Source organism: Hylemonella sp. P2_B10, from assembly GCF_056404875.1.
In genome coordinates, this window is sequence record NZ_JBFUDE010000007.1 from 212380 (window position 1) to 234688 (window position 22309).

21 protein-coding genes are annotated in these 22309 nt (G+C 65.1%); 8 read left to right on the forward strand and 13 right to left on the reverse strand.

The features are described from left to right. Nucleotides 1-16 precede the first annotated feature (16 nt). Nucleotides 17-835 carry a 4-hydroxy-tetrahydrodipicolinate reductase gene (gene dapB / locus AC1DX2_RS25420; protein ID WP_477199226.1) on the reverse strand — a complete coding sequence of 273 codons (819 nt, stop codon included), beginning with the start codon at nucleotides 833-835 and terminating at the stop codon, nucleotides 17-19. A gap of 17 nt (nucleotides 836-852) precedes the next feature. Continuing rightward, nucleotides 853-1404, reverse strand: a complete 552-nt coding sequence (locus AC1DX2_RS25425) for an outer membrane protein assembly factor BamE (RefSeq protein WP_477199227.1) — start codon at nucleotides 1402-1404, stop codon at nucleotides 853-855. An 88-nt stretch (nucleotides 1405-1492) separates the two neighbouring features. Between AC1DX2_RS25425 and fur the strand changes: the two genes are divergently transcribed. After that, on the forward strand, nucleotides 1493-1951 hold the full coding sequence (gene fur / locus AC1DX2_RS25430; protein WP_477199228.1) for a ferric iron uptake transcriptional regulator: 459 nt from the start codon (nucleotides 1493-1495) through the stop codon (nucleotides 1949-1951). On the opposite strand, the gene hprK is transcribed toward fur, so the two are convergent. From hprK to hpf, 3 genes are all read right to left on the reverse strand, one after another. Next, on the reverse strand, nucleotides 1948-2901 hold the full coding sequence (hprK, locus tag AC1DX2_RS25435; RefSeq protein ID WP_477199229.1) for an HPr(Ser) kinase/phosphatase: 954 nt from the start codon (nucleotides 2899-2901) through the stop codon (nucleotides 1948-1950). The genes fur and hprK overlap by 4 nt on opposite strands. Before the next feature lie 33 nt (nucleotides 2902-2934). Further along, nucleotides 2935-3402: a PTS sugar transporter subunit IIA gene (locus tag AC1DX2_RS25440; RefSeq protein ID WP_477199230.1), complete on the reverse strand. Its 468-nt coding sequence runs from the start codon at nucleotides 3400-3402 to the stop codon at nucleotides 2935-2937. Between the two features lie 178 nt (nucleotides 3403-3580). After that, nucleotides 3581-3910, reverse strand: a complete 330-nt coding sequence (hpf, locus tag AC1DX2_RS25445; RefSeq protein ID WP_477199231.1) for a ribosome hibernation-promoting factor, HPF/YfiA family — start codon at nucleotides 3908-3910, stop codon at nucleotides 3581-3583. 387 nt (nucleotides 3911-4297) lie between these two features. Between hpf and AC1DX2_RS25450 the strand changes: the two genes are divergently transcribed. Both AC1DX2_RS25450 and corA read left to right on the forward strand, forming a co-directional pair. Further along, nucleotides 4298-5500, forward strand: coding sequence for a patatin-like phospholipase family protein (locus tag AC1DX2_RS25450; protein WP_477199232.1), 1203 nt, complete (start codon nucleotides 4298-4300; stop codon nucleotides 5498-5500). A 171-nt stretch (nucleotides 5501-5671) separates the two neighbouring features. Continuing rightward, nucleotides 5672-6661 carry a magnesium/cobalt transporter CorA gene (gene corA / locus AC1DX2_RS25455; RefSeq protein ID WP_477199233.1) on the forward strand — a complete coding sequence of 330 codons (990 nt, stop codon included), beginning with the start codon at nucleotides 5672-5674 and terminating at the stop codon, nucleotides 6659-6661. A gap of 60 nt (nucleotides 6662-6721) precedes the next feature. Here the strand turns inward: corA and AC1DX2_RS25460 are convergent, their stop codons facing one another. The 5 genes from AC1DX2_RS25460 to AC1DX2_RS25480 form a co-directional block, all read right to left on the reverse strand. Continuing rightward, complete coding sequence (locus AC1DX2_RS25460; protein ID WP_477199234.1) at nucleotides 6722-7480, reverse strand: 5'-methylthioadenosine/adenosylhomocysteine nucleosidase; 759 nt, start codon at nucleotides 7478-7480, stop codon at nucleotides 6722-6724. 79 nt (nucleotides 7481-7559) lie between these two features. Further along, nucleotides 7560-9233: a long-chain-fatty-acid--CoA ligase gene (locus tag AC1DX2_RS25465; protein WP_477199235.1), complete on the reverse strand. Its 1674-nt coding sequence runs from the start codon at nucleotides 9231-9233 to the stop codon at nucleotides 7560-7562. A 136-nt stretch (nucleotides 9234-9369) separates the two neighbouring features. Beyond that, nucleotides 9370-10788, reverse strand: coding sequence for an NAD(P)(+) transhydrogenase (Re/Si-specific) subunit beta (locus AC1DX2_RS25470; RefSeq protein ID WP_477199236.1), 1419 nt, complete (start codon nucleotides 10786-10788; stop codon nucleotides 9370-9372). Further along, complete coding sequence (locus AC1DX2_RS25475) at nucleotides 10785-11105, reverse strand: NAD(P) transhydrogenase subunit alpha part 2 (protein WP_477199237.1); 321 nt, start codon at nucleotides 11103-11105, stop codon at nucleotides 10785-10787. The genes AC1DX2_RS25470 and AC1DX2_RS25475 overlap by 4 nt, the downstream gene beginning before the upstream one ends. A 34-nt stretch (nucleotides 11106-11139) precedes the next feature. Continuing rightward, nucleotides 11140-12267, reverse strand: a complete 1128-nt coding sequence (locus AC1DX2_RS25480) for a Re/Si-specific NAD(P)(+) transhydrogenase subunit alpha (protein ID WP_477199238.1) — start codon at nucleotides 12265-12267, stop codon at nucleotides 11140-11142. Nucleotides 12268-12410: 143 nt separating this feature from the next. On the opposite strand from AC1DX2_RS25480, the gene AC1DX2_RS25485 reads away from it, so the two are divergent. Next, the gene (locus tag AC1DX2_RS25485) at nucleotides 12411-12920 is read left to right on the forward strand and encodes an NUDIX hydrolase (RefSeq protein WP_477199239.1); all 510 of its coding nucleotides are present in this window, start codon (nucleotides 12411-12413) and stop codon (nucleotides 12918-12920) included. A gap of 27 nt (nucleotides 12921-12947) precedes the next feature. Here AC1DX2_RS25485 and AC1DX2_RS25490 read toward each other — a convergent pair whose 3' ends face one another. Then, nucleotides 12948-13502, reverse strand: coding sequence for a GlcG/HbpS family heme-binding protein (locus AC1DX2_RS25490; RefSeq protein WP_477199240.1), 555 nt, complete (start codon nucleotides 13500-13502; stop codon nucleotides 12948-12950). A gap of 162 nt (nucleotides 13503-13664) precedes the next feature. Between AC1DX2_RS25490 and mnmA the strand changes: the two genes are divergently transcribed. Continuing rightward, entirely contained in the window at nucleotides 13665-14804 is a 1140-nt protein-coding gene (gene mnmA / locus AC1DX2_RS25495) for a tRNA 2-thiouridine(34) synthase MnmA (RefSeq protein WP_477199241.1), read from the forward strand. Between the two features lie 310 nt (nucleotides 14805-15114). Here mnmA and ssb read toward each other — a convergent pair whose 3' ends face one another. Further along, entirely contained in the window at nucleotides 15115-15615 is a 501-nt protein-coding gene (gene ssb, locus AC1DX2_RS25500; RefSeq protein WP_477199242.1) for a single-stranded DNA-binding protein, read from the reverse strand. Nucleotides 15616-15762: 147 nt separating this feature from the next. Between ssb and AC1DX2_RS25505 the strand changes: the two genes are divergently transcribed. The 3 genes from AC1DX2_RS25505 to uvrA are packed head-to-tail and all read left to right on the forward strand — an operon-like array spanning nucleotide 15763 to nucleotide 19562. Beyond that, the gene (locus AC1DX2_RS25505) at nucleotides 15763-16164 is read left to right on the forward strand and encodes a hypothetical protein (RefSeq protein ID WP_477199243.1); all 402 of its coding nucleotides are present in this window, start codon (nucleotides 15763-15765) and stop codon (nucleotides 16162-16164) included. Then, nucleotides 16161-16457, forward strand: a complete 297-nt coding sequence (locus AC1DX2_RS25510) for a hypothetical protein (RefSeq protein WP_477199244.1) — start codon at nucleotides 16161-16163, stop codon at nucleotides 16455-16457. The genes AC1DX2_RS25505 and AC1DX2_RS25510 overlap by 4 nt, the downstream gene beginning before the upstream one ends. A 60-nt stretch (nucleotides 16458-16517) precedes the next feature. Beyond that, complete coding sequence (gene uvrA, locus AC1DX2_RS25515) at nucleotides 16518-19562, forward strand: excinuclease ABC subunit UvrA (RefSeq protein ID WP_477199245.1); 3045 nt, start codon at nucleotides 16518-16520, stop codon at nucleotides 19560-19562. A 95-nt stretch (nucleotides 19563-19657) separates the two neighbouring features. On the opposite strand, the gene AC1DX2_RS25520 is transcribed toward uvrA, so the two are convergent. Continuing rightward, nucleotides 19658-22309 (reverse strand): beta strand repeat-containing protein (locus AC1DX2_RS25520; RefSeq protein ID WP_477199246.1); only part of this gene is annotated, 2652 nt, incomplete at its 5' end.

Genomic DNA, 22309 nt, shown 5'->3' on the forward strand with positions numbered 1-22309 from the left:
TGTCAACAGCGGCGCGCTACTTCAGTTGCAGGACGTCAGCCATGTCGTACAGGCCGGGCGGCTTGCCCGCCAGGAAACGCACCGCGCGCAGGCTGCCCTGGGCGTAGCCGGCGCGGCTGGAGGCCTTGTGCGAGATCTCGATGCGCTCGCCGGTGCCGGCGAACAGCACGGTGTGGTCGCCCACGATGTCGCCACCGCGTATGGTGGCAAAGCCTATGCTGGAGGGGTCGCGCTCGCCGGTGACGCCTTCGCGCGCGTACACCGCGCAATCCTTCAGGTCACGGCCCAGAGCATTGGCGACGACCTCGCCCATCTTCAGCGCCGTGCCCGAGGGCGCGTCCACCTTGTGGCGGTGGTGCGCCTCGATGATTTCGATGTCGTAGCCGGTGGACAGCGCCTTGGCGGCCATTTCCAGCAGCTTCAAGGTGACGTTGACGCCCACGCTCATGTTGGGCGCCATGACAATGGCGATGTCCTTGGCGGCGGCGGCGAATTCGGCCTTTTGCGCGTCGGAAAAACCCGTGGTGCCCACCACCAGCGCCACGCCCAGCTCGCGGCACAGCGCCAGGTGCGCCAGTGTGCCTTCGGGGCGGGTGAAGTCGATCAGCGCCTGCGCGCCAGCCAGGCCGGCGCGCACGTCGGCGGTGATGGCCACGCCGCTGTTGCGGCCCAGGAAGGCGGCGGCGTCAAGGCCCAGCGACGGGTTGCCGGGCACGTCCAGCGCGCCACTGAGGCGGCAGTCGTCGGCATGGCTGATGGCTTCCACCAGCATGCGGCCCATGCGGCCGCTGGCGCCGGCCACGGCCACGCGGTGCTGCGCTTGCGGCTGCGTCATGACCATCAGCCCCTGGCTCAGCGCCCGGCGGTGGTTTCGAGCGGCGGGTAGGCGGCCGGCAGCGGCGGCAGCTCAGCCTCGGGCTTCTTCGGGGCCACCGGGAATTTCTTCAGATCTTCTTCGCTGGCCGTCAGGTTGCGGTTGGGGTTGCCCTTGACCTTGATGCGGCCGGAATCCAGCGTGGCGACGAATTCGGCTTCGGTGGGCAGCGCATCGGCCTCGAAACGCTCCATCGCGTCACCCTTGAAGTAGACGGTGACGCGGCGCGACTGCGAGAGCACGCCCTGGCGCTTGAAGGTGAACACGTAGTCCCAGCGGTCGGCATGGAAGACGCTGCTCAGCAAGGACGTACCCAGCAGATCGCGCACCTGCACACGGGTCATGCCGGGCTTCAGGGCTTCGACCTGTTCCTTCGTGACCACGTTGCCCTGCACGATGTCCATCTTGTAGGGCTTGATCACGCCCGCCACGCTGTTACTCATGCTGTCGAAGCTGGTGCAGCCCGCCAACGCCACGCCCATGGCGGCAAGCAGGCAGGTCCGGGTGAAACGGCGTTGGAAATCAGGCATGGGGCAGGCGGTAGCGATATGATCGGCCATTGTAGTAGCGGCGCGGCCCGCGCGGACGTAAAGACGGCCAAAGGCGGAAAGACCCCTCATGAACAGCATAGAAGACCTCAAGAACACTGGCTTGAAGGCCACCCTGCCGCGCCTGAAAATCCTGGAAATCTTCCAAAAGGGCGCGCAACGCCACATGACGGCCGAAGACGTGTTCCGCGTGCTGCTGGACGACCGCTCGGACGTCGGCCTGGCCACCGTCTACCGGGTGCTGACGCAGTTTGAGCAGGCCGGCATCCTGAGCCGCAGCCATTTTGAAGGCGGCAAGGCGGTGTTTGAGCTCAACGAGGGCCAGCACCATGACCACCTGGTGTGCCTGGATTGCGGAAAGGTGGAAGAGTTCTTCGACGCCGAAATCGAAAAGCGCCAACAGGCGGTGGCCAAGGCCAAAGGATTTTCCATCTCGGACCATGCGCTCAGCCTGTATGCCACCTGCACCAAGGACAAGTGCCCCAACCGGCCCGTCAGCGGCCCGCGCGGGCACGCGGCACACGGTTAACTGCCTCCCCGCTCCATCGCCTTGCGGTGGCGCTCGACGAATTCCTGGTAGGTGTCAATGCCGCGCAGCTGCAGGATGGTGTTGCGCACGGCGGCCTCCACCAGCACGGCGATGTTGCGGCCGGCCACCACCTGGATCACCACCTTGCGCACCGGCACGCCCAGCACGTCCTGGGTCAGCGGCTCGTAGGGAATGCGCTCGTATTCGCGCTCCAGGGTCTCGCGGCGCACCAGGTGCACGATCAATTTGAGGCGCATCTTGCGGCGCACCGCCGTCTCGCCAAAGATGCCGCGGATGTCCAGCAGGCCGATGCCGCGCACTTCCAGCAGGTTTTGCAGCAGCTCGGGGCAGCGGCCTTCGATGGTGTTCTGGTTGATGCGGAATAGGTCGACCGCGTCGTCGGCCACCAGGCCGTTGCCGCGTGAAATCAGCTCCAGCCCCAGCTCGCTCTTGCCCAGGCCGGATTCGCCGGTGATCAGCACACCCAACCCCAGGATGTCCATGAACACGCCGTGCATGGAGGTGCGGTCGGCAAAGTGCTTGGACAGGTAGGCGCGCAGCACGTCGATGACAAACGCCGACGAGCCCTGGGTGGCGAACATGGGAATCTGCGCCCGCTCGCACATGGACAGCAGCGCGTCCGGCGCCGACTGGCCGTCGGCCAGGATCAGCACCGGCGGCTCCAGCGTGACGATGCGGGAGATGCGCCGGGCGCAGTCCTCCGGCGTGGCATTGGTCAGGTAGGCGACCTCGCGCTCGCCCAGGATTTGCACCCGATAGGGGTGGATGTAGTTCAGGTAGCCCACCAGGTCGGCGCCAGAGCGGGCGGCACGCACCGCCACCTCGTCAAATCGGCGCTCGGAAGCACCCAGGCCGGCCACCCACTCCCACTTCAGGCTGCCGCGAAATTCCTCAAACAGGACATCGGCACTGACGACGGTGGGTTTCACATCAAATGCGGGTCGCGGCGCGTCAGCGGTGGGTCAGGCCACCTGGGCCGATTGCCAACCAGCAATCAGCCCATGCAGTTCGGCAGCGCTGGCGCTGGCATTGAGCTTGTCGCGCAAGCCGGCATCGCTCAGCAACTCAGCGATCTCGGACAGTATTTCCAGATGCCGCTGCGTCGCCGCCTCGGGCACCAGCAGGAAAATCAGCAAGCCGACGGCCTGTTCGTCCGGTGCATCAAACCCAATCGGGTGGGCCAACTGGAACACCGCGGCCATGGGGTTCTTCAACCCCTTGATGCGGCCATGCGGAATCGCCACGCCATGGCCCAGGCCCGTGGAGCCCAGCCGCTCGCGGGCGAACAGGCTGTCGGTGACCAGGGAACTGTTCAGGCCATGCTGGTTTTCAAACAACAGGCCAGCCTCCTCGAAAGCGCGTTTCTTGCTGGTGGCCTCCAGTTGCGCAAGGACATGCGTAACGGGCAGTATGGATGCGAGACGGTTCATGGTGCAGTACAGCAGAAGATTATGCAAGAAAACCGTCAAATAACGCGCTTGCGCGGTCAGCCGGGGACCGGCTTAGGTAAAACAGTCGAAAAAAAGCCGCACTGGGTGCAGTGCGGCTTGACAAGGGCGAGAACCCTGTCCCTGTCACAAGGTGCCTGTTCACAACAGGCACCTTACATCACATCAAGCGCTTCGGGGCCTCGTGGTGGTGGTCCTTCAGGCGCTGCTTGTGGCGGCCGACCTGGCGGTCCAGCTTGTCCACCAGTTCGTCGACGGCAGCATACAGATCAGCATGGGAGCTTTCAGCAAACATGTCGCTGCCTTTGACATGGATGTTGCACTCCGCACGTTGTCGTCGTTCCTTTTCCTTCTGCTTCTCAATGCACAGCAGGACTTTGACGTCGACAACCTGGTCAAAGTGTCGGGTAATGCGATCAAGCTTGGTCGTAACGTAATTGCGCAGCGCTGGGGTAACTTCTAAATGGTGACCGCTGATCGTCAAGTTCATGAATGACCTCCTGTTGTCATCAGGTTGAGAAAGCCGCCCGCAGAAAAAACGGGGCGACACGGCGAAAAACTTTTGCGATGGGTGTGCTGCGGGCCAACATGCGTTTTACAGGGAGACAGGAGTGGGAAAAGGCAGGATGTGACGCGAAACCGAAACCTGGGAAATGAAAACAAAACCGTTGGGCCGTTGAATTCACTATGCGCCCGAAGCGGTCGAAAAGCAATGGCTTTTGGACTGACGCAAGTCAAAATTTTGTAATAAGTCACGACACGCCGGCAGATTTCATCAATAGTTTTGGATGAATGCACAGCCTGCGCTTGCCAGGGGCCTGTACATATCCGCAAAATCCCTCTGCACCACAAGGTTTGCACCCGATAAGATTTTTCAATGAGCCTGGATACTGTCATTTCTGCCGGATTGACCCGCCCCCAACGGCCGGCCAGCGCCCTGGTGCTGATGGGCGGTGGTGCCCGCACCGCCTACCAAGTCGGTGTGCTGCGCGCCTTGGGCGCGCTGCTGCGCAACGAGGCGCGCGCCCCCAAACACTTTCCATTTCAGATCCTGGTGGGCACCTCGGCTGGCGCCATCAACGCCAGTTTCCTGGCTGGGCAAACCGCACGCGGGCTGGACGCCTTCAGCCTGCTGGCGCAGTTCTGGGGCAACATACGCTCAACCGATGTGTACCGGCTCAACGTGCCCTCCTGGGTGCGCCACAGCAAGGTGGCGGCCGCCTTTGCTCTGTCGCGTCAGGCGCGCTTGCATGGCGCCATCCTGGACACCGCACCGCTGGTCGATACCTTGAAAAAATGCATTGCGCTGGATGGCATCGAGGACGGCTTGCGCAGCCGCACGCTGGCGGCATTGGCCGTCACCGCGTCCAGCTACAGCACCGGCACGCATTGGACGTTTTGCCATACCGCGCAGGACGATCCTTTCCAGGGCTGGACACGGCCTGGGCGGCGGGCCGAGTTCCACGCCATCACCATCGACCACCTGATGGCCTCCAGCGCCATTCCTTTCCTGTTCCCCGCCACCGCCATTGCCATGCAGGGCCGCAACGAATACTTTGGCGACGGCTCCATGCGCCAGGTGTCACCGCTGTCGCCGGCATTGCACCTGGGCGCGCAAAAGGTGCTGGTGGTGGGTGCTGGCCAGCCGGAGCGCTCGGGGCTGGGGGCGGTGGGTGAGGCGTCTGCCCGCCGGCCCACGCTGGCCAATATTGCCGGCCACGCGATGGCCAGCGTGTTCCACGACACGCTGCAGGCCGACGTGGAGCAGACCCAGCGCGTCAGCCAGACCTTGAAGCGCATGCCGCGCGAAAGCGCTGCCGCCATGCCTTACCGCAGTGTGGACGTGATGGCCATCCAGCCTACGCAGTCGCTGGACGCCATGGCCCACCAGCACGTGATGGAGCTGCCCACCGCCACCCGCCACGCACTGGCCGGCCTGGGTGTGCTGCGCGGCGGCGGCGGCGCGCTGGCCAGCTACCTGCTGTTCGAGCCCGGGTTCATCCAGTCGCTGATCGCGATGGGTGAAAGCGACGCCCATGCGCGTAAAGCTGAGTTAATGGCATTTTTCAACACCCCTTGACCGCCGGCCAGTGCGATAATTTCCGCAACGCCACTTCGGGACACTCCCATGGAAACCAGCCCTTCTCGCGGCCGGTAGCGTGACGAATTCAATTGGGGTCAGATTCCAATTATTCGGCAGCGACCGGCCCACCCCCTTCGTTGCCAACAAATAATTGGAATCTGACCCCAAATGCTGAACATTTTCTCGCTGGCCAATGGCCGGCTGTTTCAAGAAGAGATCGAGTCGCTGGAGGAGCTGTCGCGCTTCCAGCCCATCTGGGTGGACCTGGAAGCACCCACGCCCGAAGAAAAGCGCTGGGTCAAACAGTACTACGGCCTGTCCATCCCGGAAGACGCGATGGACGAGGACATCGAGGAATCCGCCCGCTTCTACGCCGAGGACAACGGCGACCTGCACATTCGCAGCGACTTCCTGGTGGCCGACGACGCCGACCCGCGCGCGGTGCGTGTAGCCTTCATACTGAACCTGGCCAATGACGAGCTCAAGAGCAAGGGCGTGCTGTTCTCCATCCACGACGAGGACGTGCCGGTGTTCCGCCTGTTGCGCCTGCGCGCGCGACGCGCGCCCGGGCTGATCGAAGACGCCAAGGAAGTGCTTCTGAAGCTGTTCGACGCCGACGCCGAGTATTCGGCCGACACGCTGGAAGGCATCTACGACGAGCTGGAACTGGTCAGCCGCAAGGTACTGGCCGGCGGCGTCACCGACGCCATCGCCGGCGAGGCGCTGGCGGCCATCGCGCGCCACGAGGACATGAGCGGGCGCATACGCCGCAACGTGATGGACACGCGCCGCGCGGTCAGCTTCATGATGCGCAGCAAGATGCTCAACGCCGAGCAGTTCGAGGAGGCGCGCCAGATTCTGCGCGACATGGACTCGCTGGACTCGCACATCGCCTTCCTGTTCGACAAGATCAACTTCCTGATGGACGCCACCGTGGGTTTCATCAACATCAACCAGAACAAGGTGATCAAGATCTTCTCGGTGGCCAGCGTTGCCCTGCTGCCGCCCACGCTGGTGGCCAGCATCTACGGCATGAACTTCAAGTACCAGTGGCCGGAGACCGATTCGATGTGGGGTTACCCGGTGGCCATCACGCTGATGATCGCTTCCGCCTGGATACCCATGTGGTACTTCGGCAAACGCGGTTGGCTGAAATGACCCCCACGGTCACTCACTGCGTGTAGCTTCCCCTTGGCGGCCCGGCGGGAATTCAGGTCTTCACAACCGCCTTAGCAGGCCTTCGACCGTGGCCAACGCATACCGGCTGGCTACCTCAGCCACAAACTTGGCGAAGTCCAGGTGCGCCTGGTCGTCGGCGCGGTCCGAGATGGTGCGCACGGCGGCGAAAGGTATGCCATAGTCATGGCACACCTGGGCCACGGCGGCGCCTTCCATTTCCACCGCCAGCGGCGCCCAGCCGGCGTTGCGCAGGGATGAGCGCAGCGCCAGCGCCTCTTGTACGCCATTCACAAAGCGGTCGCCGGTGGCCACCAGGCCGCGGTGGACCTGCGGCGGTGCGCTGTTCAGCTGGCTCTGTTGCAGCAGCTCACTGGCGCCCAGGCTTTGCAGCGTGTCCGCCGCCGCCTCGGCCAGCAACTGGGTGAGCGCGGCGTCGCAGTCAAAGCCGGTCTTGTCGTACAGCGGCACCTGGTAGCGCGGAAACAGCGGGGAAGCGTCCAGGTCATGCTGCACGAACGTCTCGGCCACCACCATGTCGCCCACCCGCACGTCTTGCCCTATGCCGCCGGCCACGCCGGTGAAGACGATGCGCTGCACGTCAAACGCCTCGACCAGCGCGGTGGCGGTGGTGGCGGCGGCCACCTTGCCCACGCGCGACAGCGCCAGCACCACCGGCCGGCCATGCAAGTCACCGCGCCAGAAGTCGCGGCCGGCGCGCTGCAACTTTTGCGGCGCGTGCAGCAGTGCCAGCAGGCCGTCCTGCTCCTCGCGCAAAGCGCTCAATATTGCGGTGGTCATGGCATGTACGAAACGGTGTCCAAAAAACAAAAGGCGGCACGTGGCCGCCTCTTGCATGGTACAGGATGGTAGGGGTTGGTTATTTTTCTCGCAGCTCCCGGCGCAGGATCTTGCCCACCGGCGTCTTGGGCAACTCGGTGCGGAACTCCACCACCTTGGGCTGCTTGTAGCCGGTCAGGTTTTCGCGGCAATAGGCGCGCACCTGCTCTTCGGTCAGGTTGGGGTCTTTCTTGACGATGACCAGCTTCACCGCCTCACCGGTCTTGGCGTCGGGCACGCCCACGCAGGCGCATTCCATCACGCCCTCAAGCTGCGCCACCACATCCTCCAGCTCGGTGGGGAAGACGTTGAAGCCGCTGACCAGCACCATGTCCTTCTTGCGGTCGACGATCTTGAAGTAGCCGCGCTCGTCCATCACGCCGATGTCGCCGGTCTTGAAGTAGCCGTCGGGCGTCATCACCTTGGCGGTCTCGTCCGGGCGCTGCCAGTAGCCGGCCATCACCTGCGGGCCCTTGATGGCGATTTCGCCGGACTGGCCCTGCGGCACCTCGTTGCCGTCGTCGTCCAGCAGCTTCAGCCAGGTGTTGGGCATGGGCACGCCGATGGAGCCGCTGTACTCGGTGGCCGTGGCCGGGTTGCCGGTGGCGGTGGGCGAGGTCTCGCTCAGGCCATACCCTTCCAGGATGGGGCGCCCGGTCTTCTCCAGCCACAGCTTGGCCACCGCGCTTTGCACCGCGGTGCCGCCGCCGGTGGCGGCCACCAGGTGGCTCCAGTCCACCAGCTTGAAGTCGGGGTGGTTGGCCAGGCCGTTGAACAGGGTGTTGACGGCAGGGAAGATGTGGATCTTGTGCTTGGACAGCTCTTTCAGCGAGCCGGCCAGGTCGCGCGGGTTGGCGATCAGGATCAACTGGCCGCCCGAGCGCATGGCCAGCATCATGCAGTAGGTGAAAGCGAAGATGTGGTACAGCGGCAGCGCGCACACCTCCACCAGCTGTTGGCCGGCCGGCACCTGGTCCAGCAGCGGCTTGGCCCAGATTTCGTTTTGCAGCACGTTGGCGATCAGGTTCTTGTGCAACAGCACCGCGCCCTTGGACACGCCGGTGGTGCCGCCGGTGTACTGCAGCACGGCGATGTCGTCGGCCTTGATGGCCGGTGCATTCAGCTTGCCGCGCGCGCCGATGGACACGGCGTCGTTGAAGCGCACGGCGCCAGGCAGGTTGTAGGTCGGCACCATCTTCTTGACACTGCGCAGCACATAGTTGACCAGCGCGCCCTTCAGCAGGCCCAGCTGGTCGCCCATGGCGCACAGCACCACGTGCTTGACGGGGGTGTTGGCAATGCACTTTTCCAGCGTGACGCCGAAATTCTCAAGAATGACGATGGCCTTGGCGCCGGAATCCTTCAGCTGGTGCTCCAGCTCGCGCGGCGTGTACAGCGGGTTGATGTTGACCAGCACCAGCCCGGCGCGCAGGATGGCGGCCACCGCCACCGGGTACTGCGGGCAGTTGGGCATCATGATGGCCACGCGGTCGCCGCGTGCCAGGCCCAGGCCCTGCAGGTAGGCGGCAAAGGCCTGGCTCAGCGTGTCGGTCTGCCCGAAGCTGATTTCCTTGCCCATGAAGTTGTAGGCGGTGCGGTCGGCGTACTTCTTGAAGCTTTCCTCCATCAACGCCACCAGCGAGGTGTACTGCGCCACGTCGATGTCGGCGGGCACGTCCTTGGGATAGGCCTTCAGCCAGATGCGTTCTGTCATGCGAGTGTCTCCAATTTTTTTCAGCCAGACTGCGGCATTGTCCCCCGCTGTGCTGGCGGCGCCGGCCTAGGTTTTCCCTAGTTTAGAGGCGCACACCCAGACCCCGGCAACACCGGGGCATGGGGCGCGGCTACGGCTACGCTTCCAGCGCCTTGCCCATGTCCTCGACCACCTTCTTGGCGTCGCCAAACACCATCATGGTCTTGTCCATGTAGAACAGCTCGTTGTCCAGGCCGGCATAGCCTGCCGCCATCGAGCGCTTGTTGACGATCACGGTCTTGGCCTTGTAGGCCTCCAGGATGGGCATGCCGTAAATCGCGCTGCCCTTGGTGTGCGCGGCAGGGTTCACCACGTCGTTGGCGCCCAGGATGATGGCCACGTCCACCTGGCCGAATTCACCGTTGATGTCTTCCATCTCGAACACCTGGTCGTAGGGCACCTCGGCCTCGGCCAGCAGCACGTTCATGTGGCCCGGCATGCGCCCGGCCACCGGGTGGATGGCGTACTTGACGCTGATGCCCTTGTGCGTGAGCTTCTCGGCCAGCTCCTTCACCGCGTGCTGGGCGCGCGCCACCGCCAGGCCATAGCCGGGCACGATGACCACGGTTTCGGCATTGCCCAGCACGAAGGCGGCATCATCAGCGCTGCCGCTCTTCACCGAGCGCTGCACCGCCGCGCCGGCCGCCGCCGTGACGGCCTCGCCGCCAAAGCCGCCCAGGATGACGTTGAAGAACGAGCGGTTCATGGCCTTGCACATGATGTAGCTCAGGATGGCGCCCGACGAGCCCACCAGCGAGCCGGCCACGATGAGCATGGCGTTGTTCAGCGAAAAGCCGATCCCCGCCGCCGCCCAGCCGGAATAGCTGTTCAGCATGGACACCACCACCGGCATGTCGGCGCCGCCGATCGGGATGATGATCAGCACGCCCATCACGAAGGCCAGCGCCAGCATGGCAAAGAAGGCCTCCCAACTGCCGGTGAACATGAAGGTCAGCCCCAGGCCCAGCATGGCCAGGCCCAGCACCAGGTTCAGCGGGTGCTGGCCGGGAAACGTCACCGGCGCGCCCTGGAACAGGCGAAACTTGTAGGTGCCCGACAGCTTGCCAAAGGCGATCACCGAGCCGCTGAAGGTGATGGCGCCAATGGCCGCACCCAGGAACAGCTCCAGCCGGTTGCCGGTGGGGATGGGGTCAGGAATACCAAACGCTTTCGGCTCGGCCACCGCCGCCACGGCGATGAACACCGCCGCCAGGCCGATCATGCTGTGGAAGAAGGCCACCAGCTCGGGCATCTTGGTCATTTCCACCGTCTTGGCACGGTAGGCGCCGTAGCCGCCGCCCACCACCAGGCCGACCAGCACATAGCCCAGGCCTTCCAGGTTGCCCTGCGACAGCTTGAAGATCAGCGCCCCCGTGGTCAGCATGGCGATCGCCATGCCGGTCATGCCGAACACGTTGCCGCGTATCGACGTGGTGGGGTGCGACAGGCCCTTCAGCGCCTGGATGAAGCAGACGCTGGCCAGCAGGTACAGCAGCGTGACAAGGTTCATGCTCATGGCTTGTCTCCTGCGGGCGCTGCTTTCTTTTCTTTCTTCTTGAACATCTCCAGCATGCGCCGCGTGACCAGGAAGCCGCCGAAGATGTTCACGGCGGCGAGTGCCACCGCCAGCACGCCCATGCTCTTGCCCAGCGGCGTGACGGTCATGGCAGCCGCCAGCATGGCGCCGACGATGACGATGGCGGAGATGGCGTTGGTCACCGCCATCAGCGGCGTGTGCAGCGCGGGCGTGACGGTCCACACCACGTGGTAGCCCACATAGATGGCCAGCACGAAGATGATCAGGTTGGTGACGGTGGGAGACAGGATGTCCATGGTGCAGTGATTCCTCGTCCAGTTCTTCTTGGCTTTATTTGCGCTTGACTTCGCCACCCTGCGCCATCAGGCAGGCCACGACGATGTCGTCTTCCAGGTCCACCTTCAGGCCGCCATCCTTGGGCAGGATCAGCTTCAGGAAGTCCAGCACGTTGCGCGCGTACAGCGACGATGAATCCGCCGCCACCCGTGCCGGCAGGTTGGTCTCGCCGATGATGGTCACACCGTGCTTCACCACCGTCTTGTCGGCCTCGGACAGCGGGCAGTTGCCGCCCCCATTGGGTCCCTTGCCGGCGGCGATGTCGACGATCACCGAGCCTGGCTTCATGCTCTTGACCATGTCTTCGGTGATCAGCGTTGGTGCCGGCCGGCCGGGAATCAGCGCGGTGGAGATCACCACGTCGGCCTGGGCCACGCGCTTGGCCACTTCCAGCTTCTGGCGGTCCAGCCAGCTTTGCGGCATGGGTTTGGCATAGCCGCCCACGCCCTGGGCGGCTTCTTTTTCTTCCGGCGTGTCATAGGACACATCGATGAACTTGCCGCCCAGTGACTCCACCTGTTCCTTCACGCTGGGCCGCACGTCGGAGGCCTCGATCACCGCGCCCAGGCGCTTGGCGGTGGCGATGGCCTGCAGCCCGGCCACGCCCACACCCAGGATGACCACGCGCGCCGCCTTGATGGTGCCGGCCGCCGTCATCAGCATGGGGAAGATGCGCTGGTACTTGTCGGCGGCCATCATCACCGCCTTGTAGCCGGCGATGTTGGCCTGCGAGCTCAGCACGTCCATGCTCTGCGCGCGCGTGGTGCGCGGTGCCGCCTCGAGCGCAAAGGCCGTCAGGTTGGCGGCGGCCAGGCGCTGCAGGCCCTCGGCGTCGAACGGGTTGAGCATGCCCACCAGCGCAGTGCCGGCTTTCATCTGGGCAATTTCGTTGTCGAACGGGCTGCGCACCTTCAGCACCAGCTCGCAGCCGAAGGCGCCGACAGCGTCGGTGACCTCGGCGCCGGCGGCGACATAGGCCTCGTCCGTCACACTGGCGGCCAGGCCGGCGCCGCTTTGCACACGCACGGTGTGGCCTTGGGCCTTGAGTTTTTTCGCCGTCTCGGGGGTGACGGCGACGCGGGTTTCTCCCACCGTGGTTTCGGCGGGCACACCAATCAGCATGGGGCGACTCCTGGGGCTGTTTGAATCTTTCGCGAAGCTTACCCGAGTTTTCCAGCCGGTTTGCCGGGAATAACCTGGGGGTATCGCCCAAGCGACTGGTGCTCACCAGGCCTGCACGCGCCGGCACCTGCCCATAATGCTCCATGGACACCCGCTGGAAACCCAACGTCACCGTGGCCGCCATCATCGAGCGCGAAGGCCGCTTCCTGTTGGTGGAAGAGCAGGATGGCACAGCGCTGCTGCTGAACAACCCGGCCGGTCACCTGGACCCGGGCGAGGCACTGGCGGACGCCTGCGCGCGCGAAGCGCTGGAAGAAACCGCGCACCGCTTCACCCCCACCCACCTGGTGGGCGTCTACATGACGCGGCGCCAGCGCGCCGCCACCGATGTGGCAACCGGCGACGACATCACCTACCTGCGCTTCGCTTTCTGCGGCGAACTGGGCGAGCTGGAGCCCGGCCGCGCATTGGACACCGGCATTGTGCGCACCCTGTGGTTGACGCCAGACGAAATCCGCGCCAGCCAGGCACGCCACCGCAGCCCGTTGCTGCTGCGCTGCGTGGAGGACTACCTGACCGGCCAGCGCTTCCCGCTGACGCTGCTGCACACCGAGCCCAGCGTCAGCGCGCAGCCGAAGCCAGCCGGCACCTGAGCCGGCCGCCCGCAAACGCCGCCTTACTTACTTGACCAGCGCCGCCCCCACCCTGGCCGCCACCTCGTCCTGCGAACCCGTGCCGCCGGAGCAGCCTATGGCACCAATCAGCTTGCCGCCTTCCAGCAGCGGAATGCCACCGCGCGAGGCGATGACGTCGTCCAGCGTCACGATGTAGGTCAGGCCGCCCTGCACACCGCTCTCAAACGCCTTGGTCTCGCGACGGAACTTGGCCGAAGTGCGCGCCTTGTGCTGCGCGATGTCGATCGAGGCCAGCTGGGCACCGTCCATGCGCTTGAACGACACCAAGTTAGCGCCGGAATCCATCACCGCGCAGATCAGCTTCCAGTTCTTGGCCTTGGCCTCGCCCAGGGCGGCGTTCAGCACGGCATCGGCCCGTTCCAGCGTGATGGGCGTGCCATAGGGCACATCAAACGGCATTTTTTCCGGAATGGTGTCCAGCGGGTTGGCGGGCATGGGGGCCGGCGCGGGCGCCGTTTGCGCCCAGACCGTGCAAGCCGCCAACAGGGCAGCGCCCAGCAACAGGGAACGGGGGGTCTTGAACCTGACGATGTGGGTCATGGAAATTTCTCCTGCGAGTTGAAAAACCGGCACTGCGCGATCCGCAACGATTGAAGCACCTGCCCGGCGACTGGTCAATGGGTGTCAGCGAGCGCTCGCTCAGCGGGCAGCCATTCCAGCCCAAGCCGTGGGTGAAAGCCACCCCTGGGATAATTGCCCGCCATGTCAGCAGCAATCAGCAACAGCAGCAAGGCCCGGCACCGCGTGGTGGTGGGCCTGAGTGGCGGCGTGGACTCGGCCGTCACCGCGCACCTGTTGAAGCAGCAGGGCCACGAGGTGGTGGCCATCTTCATGAAAAACTGGGAAGACGATGACGACAGCGAATACTGTTCGTCCAACATCGACTTCGTGGACGCCGCCGCCGTGGCCGATGTGCTGGGCATAGAGATCGAGCACGTGAACTTCGCCGCCGAGTACAAGGACCGGGTGTTTGCCGAGTTCCTGCGCGAATACCAGGCCGGCCGCACACCCAACCCGGACGTGCTGTGCAACGCCGAGATCAAGTTCAAGGCCTTTCTGGACCACGCCATGCGCCTGGGCGCGGAGAAAATCGCCACCGGCCACTATGCCCGTGTGCGCCTGAACGACGCCACCGGCAGGCACGAGCTGCTGAAAGGCCTGGACCCGTCCAAGGACCAGAGCTACTTCCTGCACCGGCTCAGCCAGGCGCAACTGGCCAAGACGCTGTTCCCGGTGGGCGAGCTGCACAAGACCGAGGTGCGCCGCATCGCCAGCGAGATTGCCCTGCCCAACGCGAAAAAGAAAGACTCCACCGGCATCTGCTTCATCGGCGAGCGGCCGTTCCGCGAGTTCCTGAACCGCTACATCGCCAAGGAGCCCGGCCCCATCAAGGACGACAAAGGCCGCACCATCGCCCAGCACCAGGGCCTGAGCTTCTACACACTGGGCCAGCGCCAGGGCTTGGGCATTGGCGGCGTCAAGGCCAAGGGCGCGCAAAAGGGCGGCGGCGAGCACGCGCCCTGGTTTGTGGCGCGCAAGGATGTTGAAAAGAACACGTTGTGGGTGGTGCAGGGCCATGAGCACCCGTGGCTGCAGTCCAGCCACCTGGAGGCGGGCGATGCCAGTTGGGTCAGCGGCGAAGCGCCCTCGGCCGGGGTGCTGGCCGCCAAGACGCGCTACCGGCAAAGCGATGCTGGATGCACATTGGCGCCGCATGCCAATGGCAGCTTTGCGCTGGATTTCTCCGAACCGCAGTGGGCGGTGACGCCGGGGCAGTCGGCGGTGCTGTATGACGGTGACGTCTGCCTGGGCGGTGGAGTGATTGCCGGCGGTCAGGCCTGAGTCCGCTAGCGCCGTTCGTTGCTGAGTGGTAGCTGCCGACGCCGCTAGTGCGCGTGACTACGGGAATGTCCCCCGGCCCTGCGGGCCTCCTCCTTGATTTCCCTCCGCCACGCGCCCCAGCGACATCGGGACCATTGACAGGCGCGACGTTGGAATACCTATGCTGGCACGCCAACCACGCTCGCGGGATCAGGTCGTGGTGGCGTTCAGCGCAGCGGCATTAAGGAGGAGGGCCGCAGGCCCGGGGGACAGCCGCGGAGCTGAGCGCCGCCGCGGCCTGATCCCAGCCAACCAACGGGCATTCGGAAATTCAGAACGGAATGTCGTCATCCATGTCATCAAACCCGCTCGACGGCTTGGCCGCCGGAGCAGGGCGCGCAGCAGGCGCGGCAGCGCGGGCCGGCGGCGGGGCCGAGCGACGCGGCGCGTTGTCGTAGCCGCCTTCTTCACCGCCGCCACTGGGGCCGCCCATGCCTTCGCGGCTCCCCAATAACTGCATTTCGGTGGCGATGATGTCGCAGGTGTTCTGCTCCACGCCGTCCTTGTTGGTGAACTTGCCGTACTTCAGGCGGCCTTCCACATAGATGGGGCGGCCCTTCTTCACGTATTCGCCGGCGATCTCGGCCAGGCGGTCATAAAAGGTGACGCGGTGCCATTGGGTGTCTTCAATGGTTTCGCCGGTGTTCTTGTCCTTGCGGCGGCTGGACGTGGCCAGCGTGACGTTGGCAACGGCCTGGCCAGAGGGCAGATAACGGATTTCGGGGTCGCGGCCACAGTTGCCGACCAGGATGACTTTGTTGACGGATGCCATGTCAGGTTTTCTCCAGAAGATGGGGTGATTATCCAGCCAGTTGCGGCCGGTTTGCAGCCGGGAAACCCGGGCTGCAGATTCGAAGGGGTAAAACCCAGTTTGTTATTTTGGTACAATAGTACCATTATTCGCTGACGGGATCGCACCATGACCGATGCAGAGTTCATCCATGCCTTTGAACAGGGCGACCTGAGTCCGGCGCAGTTTGGCCACGGCGCCCATGTGCGCGTGGCCTATGGCTATTTGCAGGCCATGCCGTTTCTGGAGGCCTGCATCGCCATGCGCGACGGGCTGAAGCACTTTGCGGCGCGCATTGGCAAGGCCATGCTGTACCACGAGACCAAAACCGTGGCCTTCATGAGCCTGGTGGCCCAAGGCATGCGCGACGGCGGCGTGGCCGGCTGGGAAGACCTGCTGGCTCGGCACCCGGACCTTGGCAACGCGCAGCTGCTACAGCGCTATTACCCGCCGCAGGTGCTGGACTCCGAGCTGGCGCGCCAGCAGTTCCTGCTGGCCCAAGCCGTGCCGCCGCTGCCGGAGGCCGCATGAAAACCCCCGCCAAAACCCCGAAAGATGCCGCTCAACCAGCAGCCGCACGCCACGTGGTGGAACGGGTGCAAACCGGCATTCGGATTGAAAAACGCATGCTCAAAGTGCTCAAGGCGCTGGCCGAGCTGCACGACCTCAGCCTGGGCGACCTGGTGGAGGGCATCGTGCTGCATGCCTTTGAGGGCAAGACCGCCTTTGGCCCGGCCAGCCTGCAGCGCATCGCCGAGCTGAAGCGCATTTACGGCCTGGAACTGGACGCCAGCGCGGCGCACCAACTGGTCGAATCCGGCTGACAAGCCAAGAAACCCGCTGGGCCCTATCATGGAGGGTTGTTTTCCGCAGTACCGAATACCTTGAACACCCCTACCGACGGCGCCTACCTGGCCGCAGCCCTGCAACAGCGCCACATCAGTGTGCGCGGCGCGCGCACCCACAACCTGAAGAATGTGGACCTGGACATCCCGCGCAACCAGCTGGTGGTGATCACGGGCCTGAGCGGTTCGGGCAAGTCCAGCCTGGCCTTTGACACGCTGTATGCCGAGGGGCAGCGCCGCTACGTGGAAAGCCTGTCCACCTACGCGCGCCAGTTCCTGCAGCTGATGGACAAGCCCGATGTGGACGTGATCGAGGGCCTGAGCCCGGCCATTTCCATCGAGCAGAAGGCCACCTCGCACAACCCGCGTTCCACCGTGGGCACAGTGACCGAGATCCACGATTACCTGCGCCTGCTGTTTGCCCGCGCCGGCACGCCTTATTGCCCAGACCACGACCTGCCGCTGCAGGCCCAGACCGTCAGCCAGATGGTGGACGCCGTGCTGGCCCTGCCCGAGGACACCCGGTTGATGGTGCTGGCGCCGCTGGCGCGCGAGAAAAAGGGCGAGTTCTTGGACGTGTTTGCCGGCATGCAGTCGCAAGGCTATGTGCGCTTTCGCGTCAACGGGCAGACCTACGAGTTTGACGACCTGCCCAAGCTGAAGAAGACCGAGAAGCACGACATCGACGTGGTGGTGGACCGCCTGCGCGTGCGCGCCGACCTGAAGCAGCGCCTGGCTGAGAGCTTCGAGGCGGCGCTGAAGCTGGCCGATGGCCGCGCGCTGGCGCTGGAGATGGACGCGCCGGAGGGCCAACCCGGGCGCGAGCACCTGTTCAACGCCAAGTTCGCCTGCCCGGTGTGCAGCCACTCCATCAGCGAGCTGGAGCCGCGGCTGTTTTCGTTCAACTCGCCGGTGGGCGCCTGCCCGACCTGCGACGGCATCGGTGTGCAAGAGTTTTTTGACCCGGCGCGGGTGGTGGCCTTCCCCAGCCTGAGCCTGGCCAGCGGCGCCATCAAGGGCTGGGATCGGCGCAACGGCTATTACTTCGCGTTGCTGGAAAGCCTGGGCAAGCACTACAAGTTCGACGTCGACAAGCCCTTTGAGGACTTGCCGGCCGACGTGCAGGCGGTGGTGCTGCACGGCTCGGGCGAGGAAGTGATCAAGTTCACCTACGTGATCGACTCGGGCGCCTCCAAGGGCAAGAAGATCACGCCCAAGCACCCGTTCGAGGGCGTGATCCCGAACCTGGAGCGCCGCTACCGCGAGACCGACTCGGCCCTGGTGCGCGAAGACCTGGCGCGCTACCGCAACACCCAGCCCTGCACCGACTGCGGCGGCACCCGGTTGCGCAGTGAAGCGCGCCACGTGTACCTGGTGGACGACACGCCAGGGGCGGGGCGCGCGCACCGCAAGTCCATCTTCGAGATCAGCCACGCCACGCTGCGCGAGAGCCATGCCTACTTCAGCAAGCTGCACATGCCCGGCTCCAAGGGCGAGATCGCGGCGAAGGTGGTGCGCGAAATCGGCCTGCGGCTGAAGTTTTTGAACGACGTCGGGCTGAATTACCTCAGCCTGGACCGCAGCGCCGACACGCTGAGCGGCGGCGAGTCGCAGCGCATACGCCTGGCCTCGCAGATCGGCTCGGGCCTGACCGGCGTGATGTATGTGCTGGACGAGCCCAGCATCGGCCTGCACCAGCGCGACAACGACCGCCTGATCGACACGCTGAAGCACCTGCGCGACATCGGCAACAGCGTGCTGGTGGTGGAGCATGACGAGGACATGATGCGCGCGGCCGACCACATCATCGACATGGGCCTGGGCGCCGGCGTGCACGGCGGCCGGGTGGTGGCCCAGGGCACCTTCGACCAGGTGCGGGACAACGCCGAGTCGCTGACCGGCCGCTACCTGGCACAGACGCTGAGAATCGCCGTGCCCAAGCGCCGCACGCCCTGGCTGCCGGTGGTGCACGCCGAACCGGCAGAGCCCGTGAAGGCCAGCAAGGCGGACAGCAAGCCGCGCTTCCCGGTCACCGCCGCCAGCATCGCCCGCGCCGAGCGCCAAGCGGTGCACCTGGCCACGCAGGGCAAGCTGCAGGCACTGAAGGTCATCAAGGCCACGGGCAACAACCTGAAGGGCGTCAGCGTGGCCTTTCCGGTGGGGCTGCTGACCTGTGTCACCGGCGTATCGGGCTCGGGCAAGTCCACGTTGGTCAACGACACGCTGTACACCGCCGTGGCGCGCCAGCTGTACCGCGCGCATGACGAACCGGCACCGCACGAGGCCATCGAGGGCATGGAGTATTTCGACAAGGTCATCAACGTCGACCAGTCGCCCATTGGCCGCACACCGCGCAGCAACCCGGCCACCTACACCGGCCTGTTCACGCCGATTCGCGAGCTGATGGCCGAAATGCCGGTGGCCAAGGAGCGCGGCTATGGCCCCGGGCGCTTCAGCTTCAACGTCGCCGGCGGCCGCTGCGAGGCCTGCCAGGGCGACGGCATGGTGAAGGTGGAGATGCACTTCTTGCCCGATGTCTATGTGCCCTGCGATGTCTGTCACGGCGCGCGCTACAACCGCGAAACGCTGGAGGTGCAGTACAAGGGCCGCAACATCGCGCAGATTTTGGACATGACGGTGGAAGCCGCTTACGACTTCATGCAGGCCGTGCCCACCATTTCACGCAAGCTGCAGACACTGCTGGATGTGGGCCTGAGCTACATCAAGCTGGGCCAGGCCGCCACCACGCTGTCAGGCGGTGAGGCGCAGCGGGTCAAACTGGCGTTGGAGCTGAGCAAGCGCGATACCGGCCGCACGCTGTACATCCTGGACGAGCCCACCACCGGCCTGCACTTTGCCGACATCGACCTGCTGTTGAAGGTGCTGCACCAGTTGCGCGACGCCGGCAACACCATCGTGGTGATCGAACACAACCTGGACGTCATCAAGACGGCCGACTGGCTGATCGACATGGGCCCCGAAGGCGGTGCCGGCGGCGGTCAGGTGGTGGGCATGGGCACGCCGGAAGACCTGGCGGCCAACCCGGCCAGCCACACCGGGCACTACCTGAAGCGGCTGCTATAGGCCTGCGAGGCCTAAATCCCCGCCGGGCCGCCCCAAGGGGATTTGCGGCCCCCTTGGGGGGCAGCGAGCCACACGCAGTGGGCGAGCGTGGGGGCCTATTTACACAGGCTGGAATCGGCTGCGACGACCAGATCGTCCTTCTTCTTGTCCTTGGCGGCCGCCGGGTCCTGGGTGGAGCCCCCACCTGAGGCACCGCCCGCACCCGCAGCCGGGCTGGACTGGTCCTTGAAGCTGTCGCTGAAGGTGCTCACCAGCGTCTGGATCACCGTCACCGCAGCCGAGCCCGGCGGCGGCACTGTCACCCCGCCCGAGGTGTAGTTCACGTCCTTGCCCGTGGCCACCCCGGCGCCCGAGATCAGCCCGCTCACATTGGCCGTCACCGCACCGGCTGGCGCGCTCACATTGGCGTTTTGCAGCAGGTTGTCGCCCGCCGTGAGCTGCACGCTGCCGCCACTGGAGTTGATGGGGCCGTTGATGGTCAGGTCGTCCTGGCCAGCACTGCTGCCAGCCGTCAGCACGATGTCGCCGCCAGCCTGCACCCCGCCCGGGCCTATGGTCAGCGGGCTGTGCGCGGCGATCGTCATCTTGCCGCTGGCGCTCACCGTTTGCTGCCCGGTGACCACGCCGCCGGTGTTGTCCACACTGACGTTGCCCCCGCTGTTGCTCATGCCGGTGATGTTCAGCGGCACGGTGTTGACCAGGGTGATGTCGCCGCTGCCGGTGTTGCTGGCGCTGATGCTGCTGATCTTGTTGCCGCCAGCCGTCAGGTTGGTGCCGCCGTTGGAGCTGGTGCTCAAGGAGGCGGTGGTAAAGGCGCCGCCTTGGTTGATGGCGCCGTTGTTGGCGCTCAGTGTGATGGCCGGTGCGCTGATGGTGCCCACCTGCATGCTGCCGCTGCTCTGGGTGGCGGTGAGCGGGCCGCTCAGGTTGATGCTGCCTGCGCTTTGGCTGAAGCTGTTGCTCACGGTCATGCCGGCACCGCCGGTAAGAGTGCCCGCGCTTTGGCTGTAGCCGCCCAGGTTGATGGCGGAGGCCACGGTGAGGCTGCCACCACTGAGCACGATGGGGCGCGCGCTGGTCAGGCTTTGCAGGCTGGCGGTGATGTCGAAGATGACGTTGCCGGCACCGGCGGGGATGTTGACGGCCAGCACGTTGCTGCCGTCGGGGATGGCTTTGCCGGCCCAGTTGTTGGCGTCGCTCCAGCTGCCGCCGCCCGCGCCGGTCCAGCTGACCTGGGCCAGCGGGGTGATGCTGGCGGCACCGGCGGCCACGCTGCCGGTGAGGGCGTAGTTGGCGGCATCCGTGCCGCTCAATTGCAGGTCGGTGATGCTGACGGCCTTGTTGGTGCCGACGTTCTTGTCGGCGAACAGGGCTTTGCCGAAGCCGGCCAGGCTGACGCTGTCGCTGCCGATGATGCCGCCGAGTTTGGCGTTGGCGGTGGTGATGGTGGCGCTGGTGGTGCCGTCGTAGACCTTGTCGGCCACGCTGATGCCGCTCAATTGCAGCACGGCGGGGCTGATGGTGGCGCTGGTGGTGGCGGTTTGGAAGTTGAGCAGGTAGTTGGCGGCGTCGCTGCCGGCCAGCGTGAAGCCGCTGAGGTTGATGGTTTTGCCGACGCCGGCGTTCTTGTCGGCGAAGCTGGCTTGTATGCCGCTCAGGCTGAGGTTGTCGCCGCTGACGGCGCCGCTGAGTTGGGCGTGGCTGGCGTCGATGTTGGCGATGGTGGTGCCGTCGTAGGTCTTGTCCACGCCGGTGATGCCGCTGACGTTGCTGAGGACGGCTTTGCTGATGTTGGCGTTGCTGGTGGCGGTGCTGGGGGCGCTCAGGGTGTAGTTCTGGGCGTCTTTGCCGGACAGGGCGATGCCGCTGAGGTTGACGCTCTTGCTGATGCCGGCGTTCTTGTCGGCAAAGCTGGCGCTGGCCACGCTGATGCCCAGCTCATCGCCGGCGATGGCGCCGGTGAGCACGGGGGCGCTGGCGGCCAGGGTGGCGTTGGTGGTGCCGTCGTAGATTTTGTTGTTGATGGCGATGCCGCTGATGGCGCTGATGGTGGCCTTGCTGATGTCGGCTGTTGCCGTGGCGCTGTTGGTGCTGAACAGGTAGTTCTGCGCGTCGGCGCCGCCGAAGTTCAGGTTGGTGATGGCCACGTTTTTACCGACGCCAACGTTCTTGTCGGCAAAGGTGCCGGTGGCGCTCTGCACGCTGACGCTGTCGCCGGCCAGGATGCCGCTCAGGACGGCGTTGCTGGTGTTGATGGTGGCTTTGGTGGTGCCGTCGTAGACTTTGTTGGCTGCTGTCAGGCCGCTGATGTTGCTGATGGTCAGCGGCAGTATGGTGGCCAGGAAGGTGCCGCCGTCAAACGTGTAGTTGCTGGCCTGGCCGCTTCCGTTGCCCAGTGTCAGGCTGCCCAGGTTGACTTGCTTGTTGGCGCCGACGTTCTTGTCGGCCACCGTGCCGGCTCCGCTGAGTGTCAGTGTCTCGCCACTGATCAGCCCGCTCATGATGAACATGCCTGCCTTCACCACGTTCGTGCCGTCGTAGAAACGCTCTCCGCTCAGGCTGATGATGGGGATGGCTGGTCTGACCTGCCCTATGTTGCCGTTCACACCTGTCAGCAGGTAGCCGTACACGGGCAGCCCGTTGCTGTCGTGGGCAGTCGCGGTGGCGCCTGTGGCGGTCACCAGTTTGTTGTTGCCCACGTTGGGGTCGCTCAGCGTGCCGGTGGCGCCAGCGAGGGACACACTGGC

What these genes read in the sequence shown, in the direction of transcription:
- dapB (WP_477199226.1), bottom strand. Translation starts at nt 835, where the DNA reads ATGACGCAGCCGCAAGCGCAGCACCGCGTGGCCGTGGCCGGCGCCAGC.
- AC1DX2_RS25425 (WP_477199227.1), bottom strand. Translation starts at nt 1,404, where the DNA reads ATGCCTGATTTCCAACGCCGTTTCACCCGGACCTGCCTGCTTGCCGCC.
- fur (WP_477199228.1), top strand. Translation starts at nt 1,493, where the DNA reads ATGAACAGCATAGAAGACCTCAAGAACACTGGCTTGAAGGCCACCCTG.
- AC1DX2_RS25440 (WP_477199230.1), bottom strand. Translation starts at nt 3,402, where the DNA reads ATGAACCGTCTCGCATCCATACTGCCCGTTACGCATGTCCTTGCGCAA.
- hpf (WP_477199231.1), bottom strand. Translation starts at nt 3,910, where the DNA reads ATGAACTTGACGATCAGCGGTCACCATTTAGAAGTTACCCCAGCGCTG.
- AC1DX2_RS25450 (WP_477199232.1), top strand. Translation starts at nt 4,298, where the DNA reads ATGAGCCTGGATACTGTCATTTCTGCCGGATTGACCCGCCCCCAACGG.
- corA (WP_477199233.1), top strand. Translation starts at nt 5,672, where the DNA reads ATGCTGAACATTTTCTCGCTGGCCAATGGCCGGCTGTTTCAAGAAGAG.
- AC1DX2_RS25460 (WP_477199234.1), bottom strand. Translation starts at nt 7,480, where the DNA reads ATGACCACCGCAATATTGAGCGCTTTGCGCGAGGAGCAGGACGGCCTG.
- AC1DX2_RS25465 (WP_477199235.1), bottom strand. Translation starts at nt 9,233, where the DNA reads ATGACAGAACGCATCTGGCTGAAGGCCTATCCCAAGGACGTGCCCGCC.
- AC1DX2_RS25470 (WP_477199236.1), bottom strand. Translation starts at nt 10,788, where the DNA reads ATGAGCATGAACCTTGTCACGCTGCTGTACCTGCTGGCCAGCGTCTGC.
- AC1DX2_RS25475 (WP_477199237.1), bottom strand. Translation starts at nt 11,105, where the DNA reads ATGGACATCCTGTCTCCCACCGTCACCAACCTGATCATCTTCGTGCTG.
- AC1DX2_RS25480 (WP_477199238.1), bottom strand. Translation starts at nt 12,267, where the DNA reads ATGCTGATTGGTGTGCCCGCCGAAACCACGGTGGGAGAAACCCGCGTC.
- AC1DX2_RS25485 (WP_477199239.1), top strand. Translation starts at nt 12,411, where the DNA reads ATGGACACCCGCTGGAAACCCAACGTCACCGTGGCCGCCATCATCGAG.
- AC1DX2_RS25490 (WP_477199240.1), bottom strand. Translation starts at nt 13,502, where the DNA reads ATGACCCACATCGTCAGGTTCAAGACCCCCCGTTCCCTGTTGCTGGGC.
- mnmA (WP_477199241.1), top strand. Translation starts at nt 13,665, where the DNA reads ATGTCAGCAGCAATCAGCAACAGCAGCAAGGCCCGGCACCGCGTGGTG.
- ssb (WP_477199242.1), bottom strand. Translation starts at nt 15,615, where the DNA reads ATGGCATCCGTCAACAAAGTCATCCTGGTCGGCAACTGTGGCCGCGAC.
- AC1DX2_RS25505 (WP_477199243.1), top strand. Translation starts at nt 15,763, where the DNA reads ATGACCGATGCAGAGTTCATCCATGCCTTTGAACAGGGCGACCTGAGT.
- AC1DX2_RS25510 (WP_477199244.1), top strand. Translation starts at nt 16,161, where the DNA reads ATGAAAACCCCCGCCAAAACCCCGAAAGATGCCGCTCAACCAGCAGCC.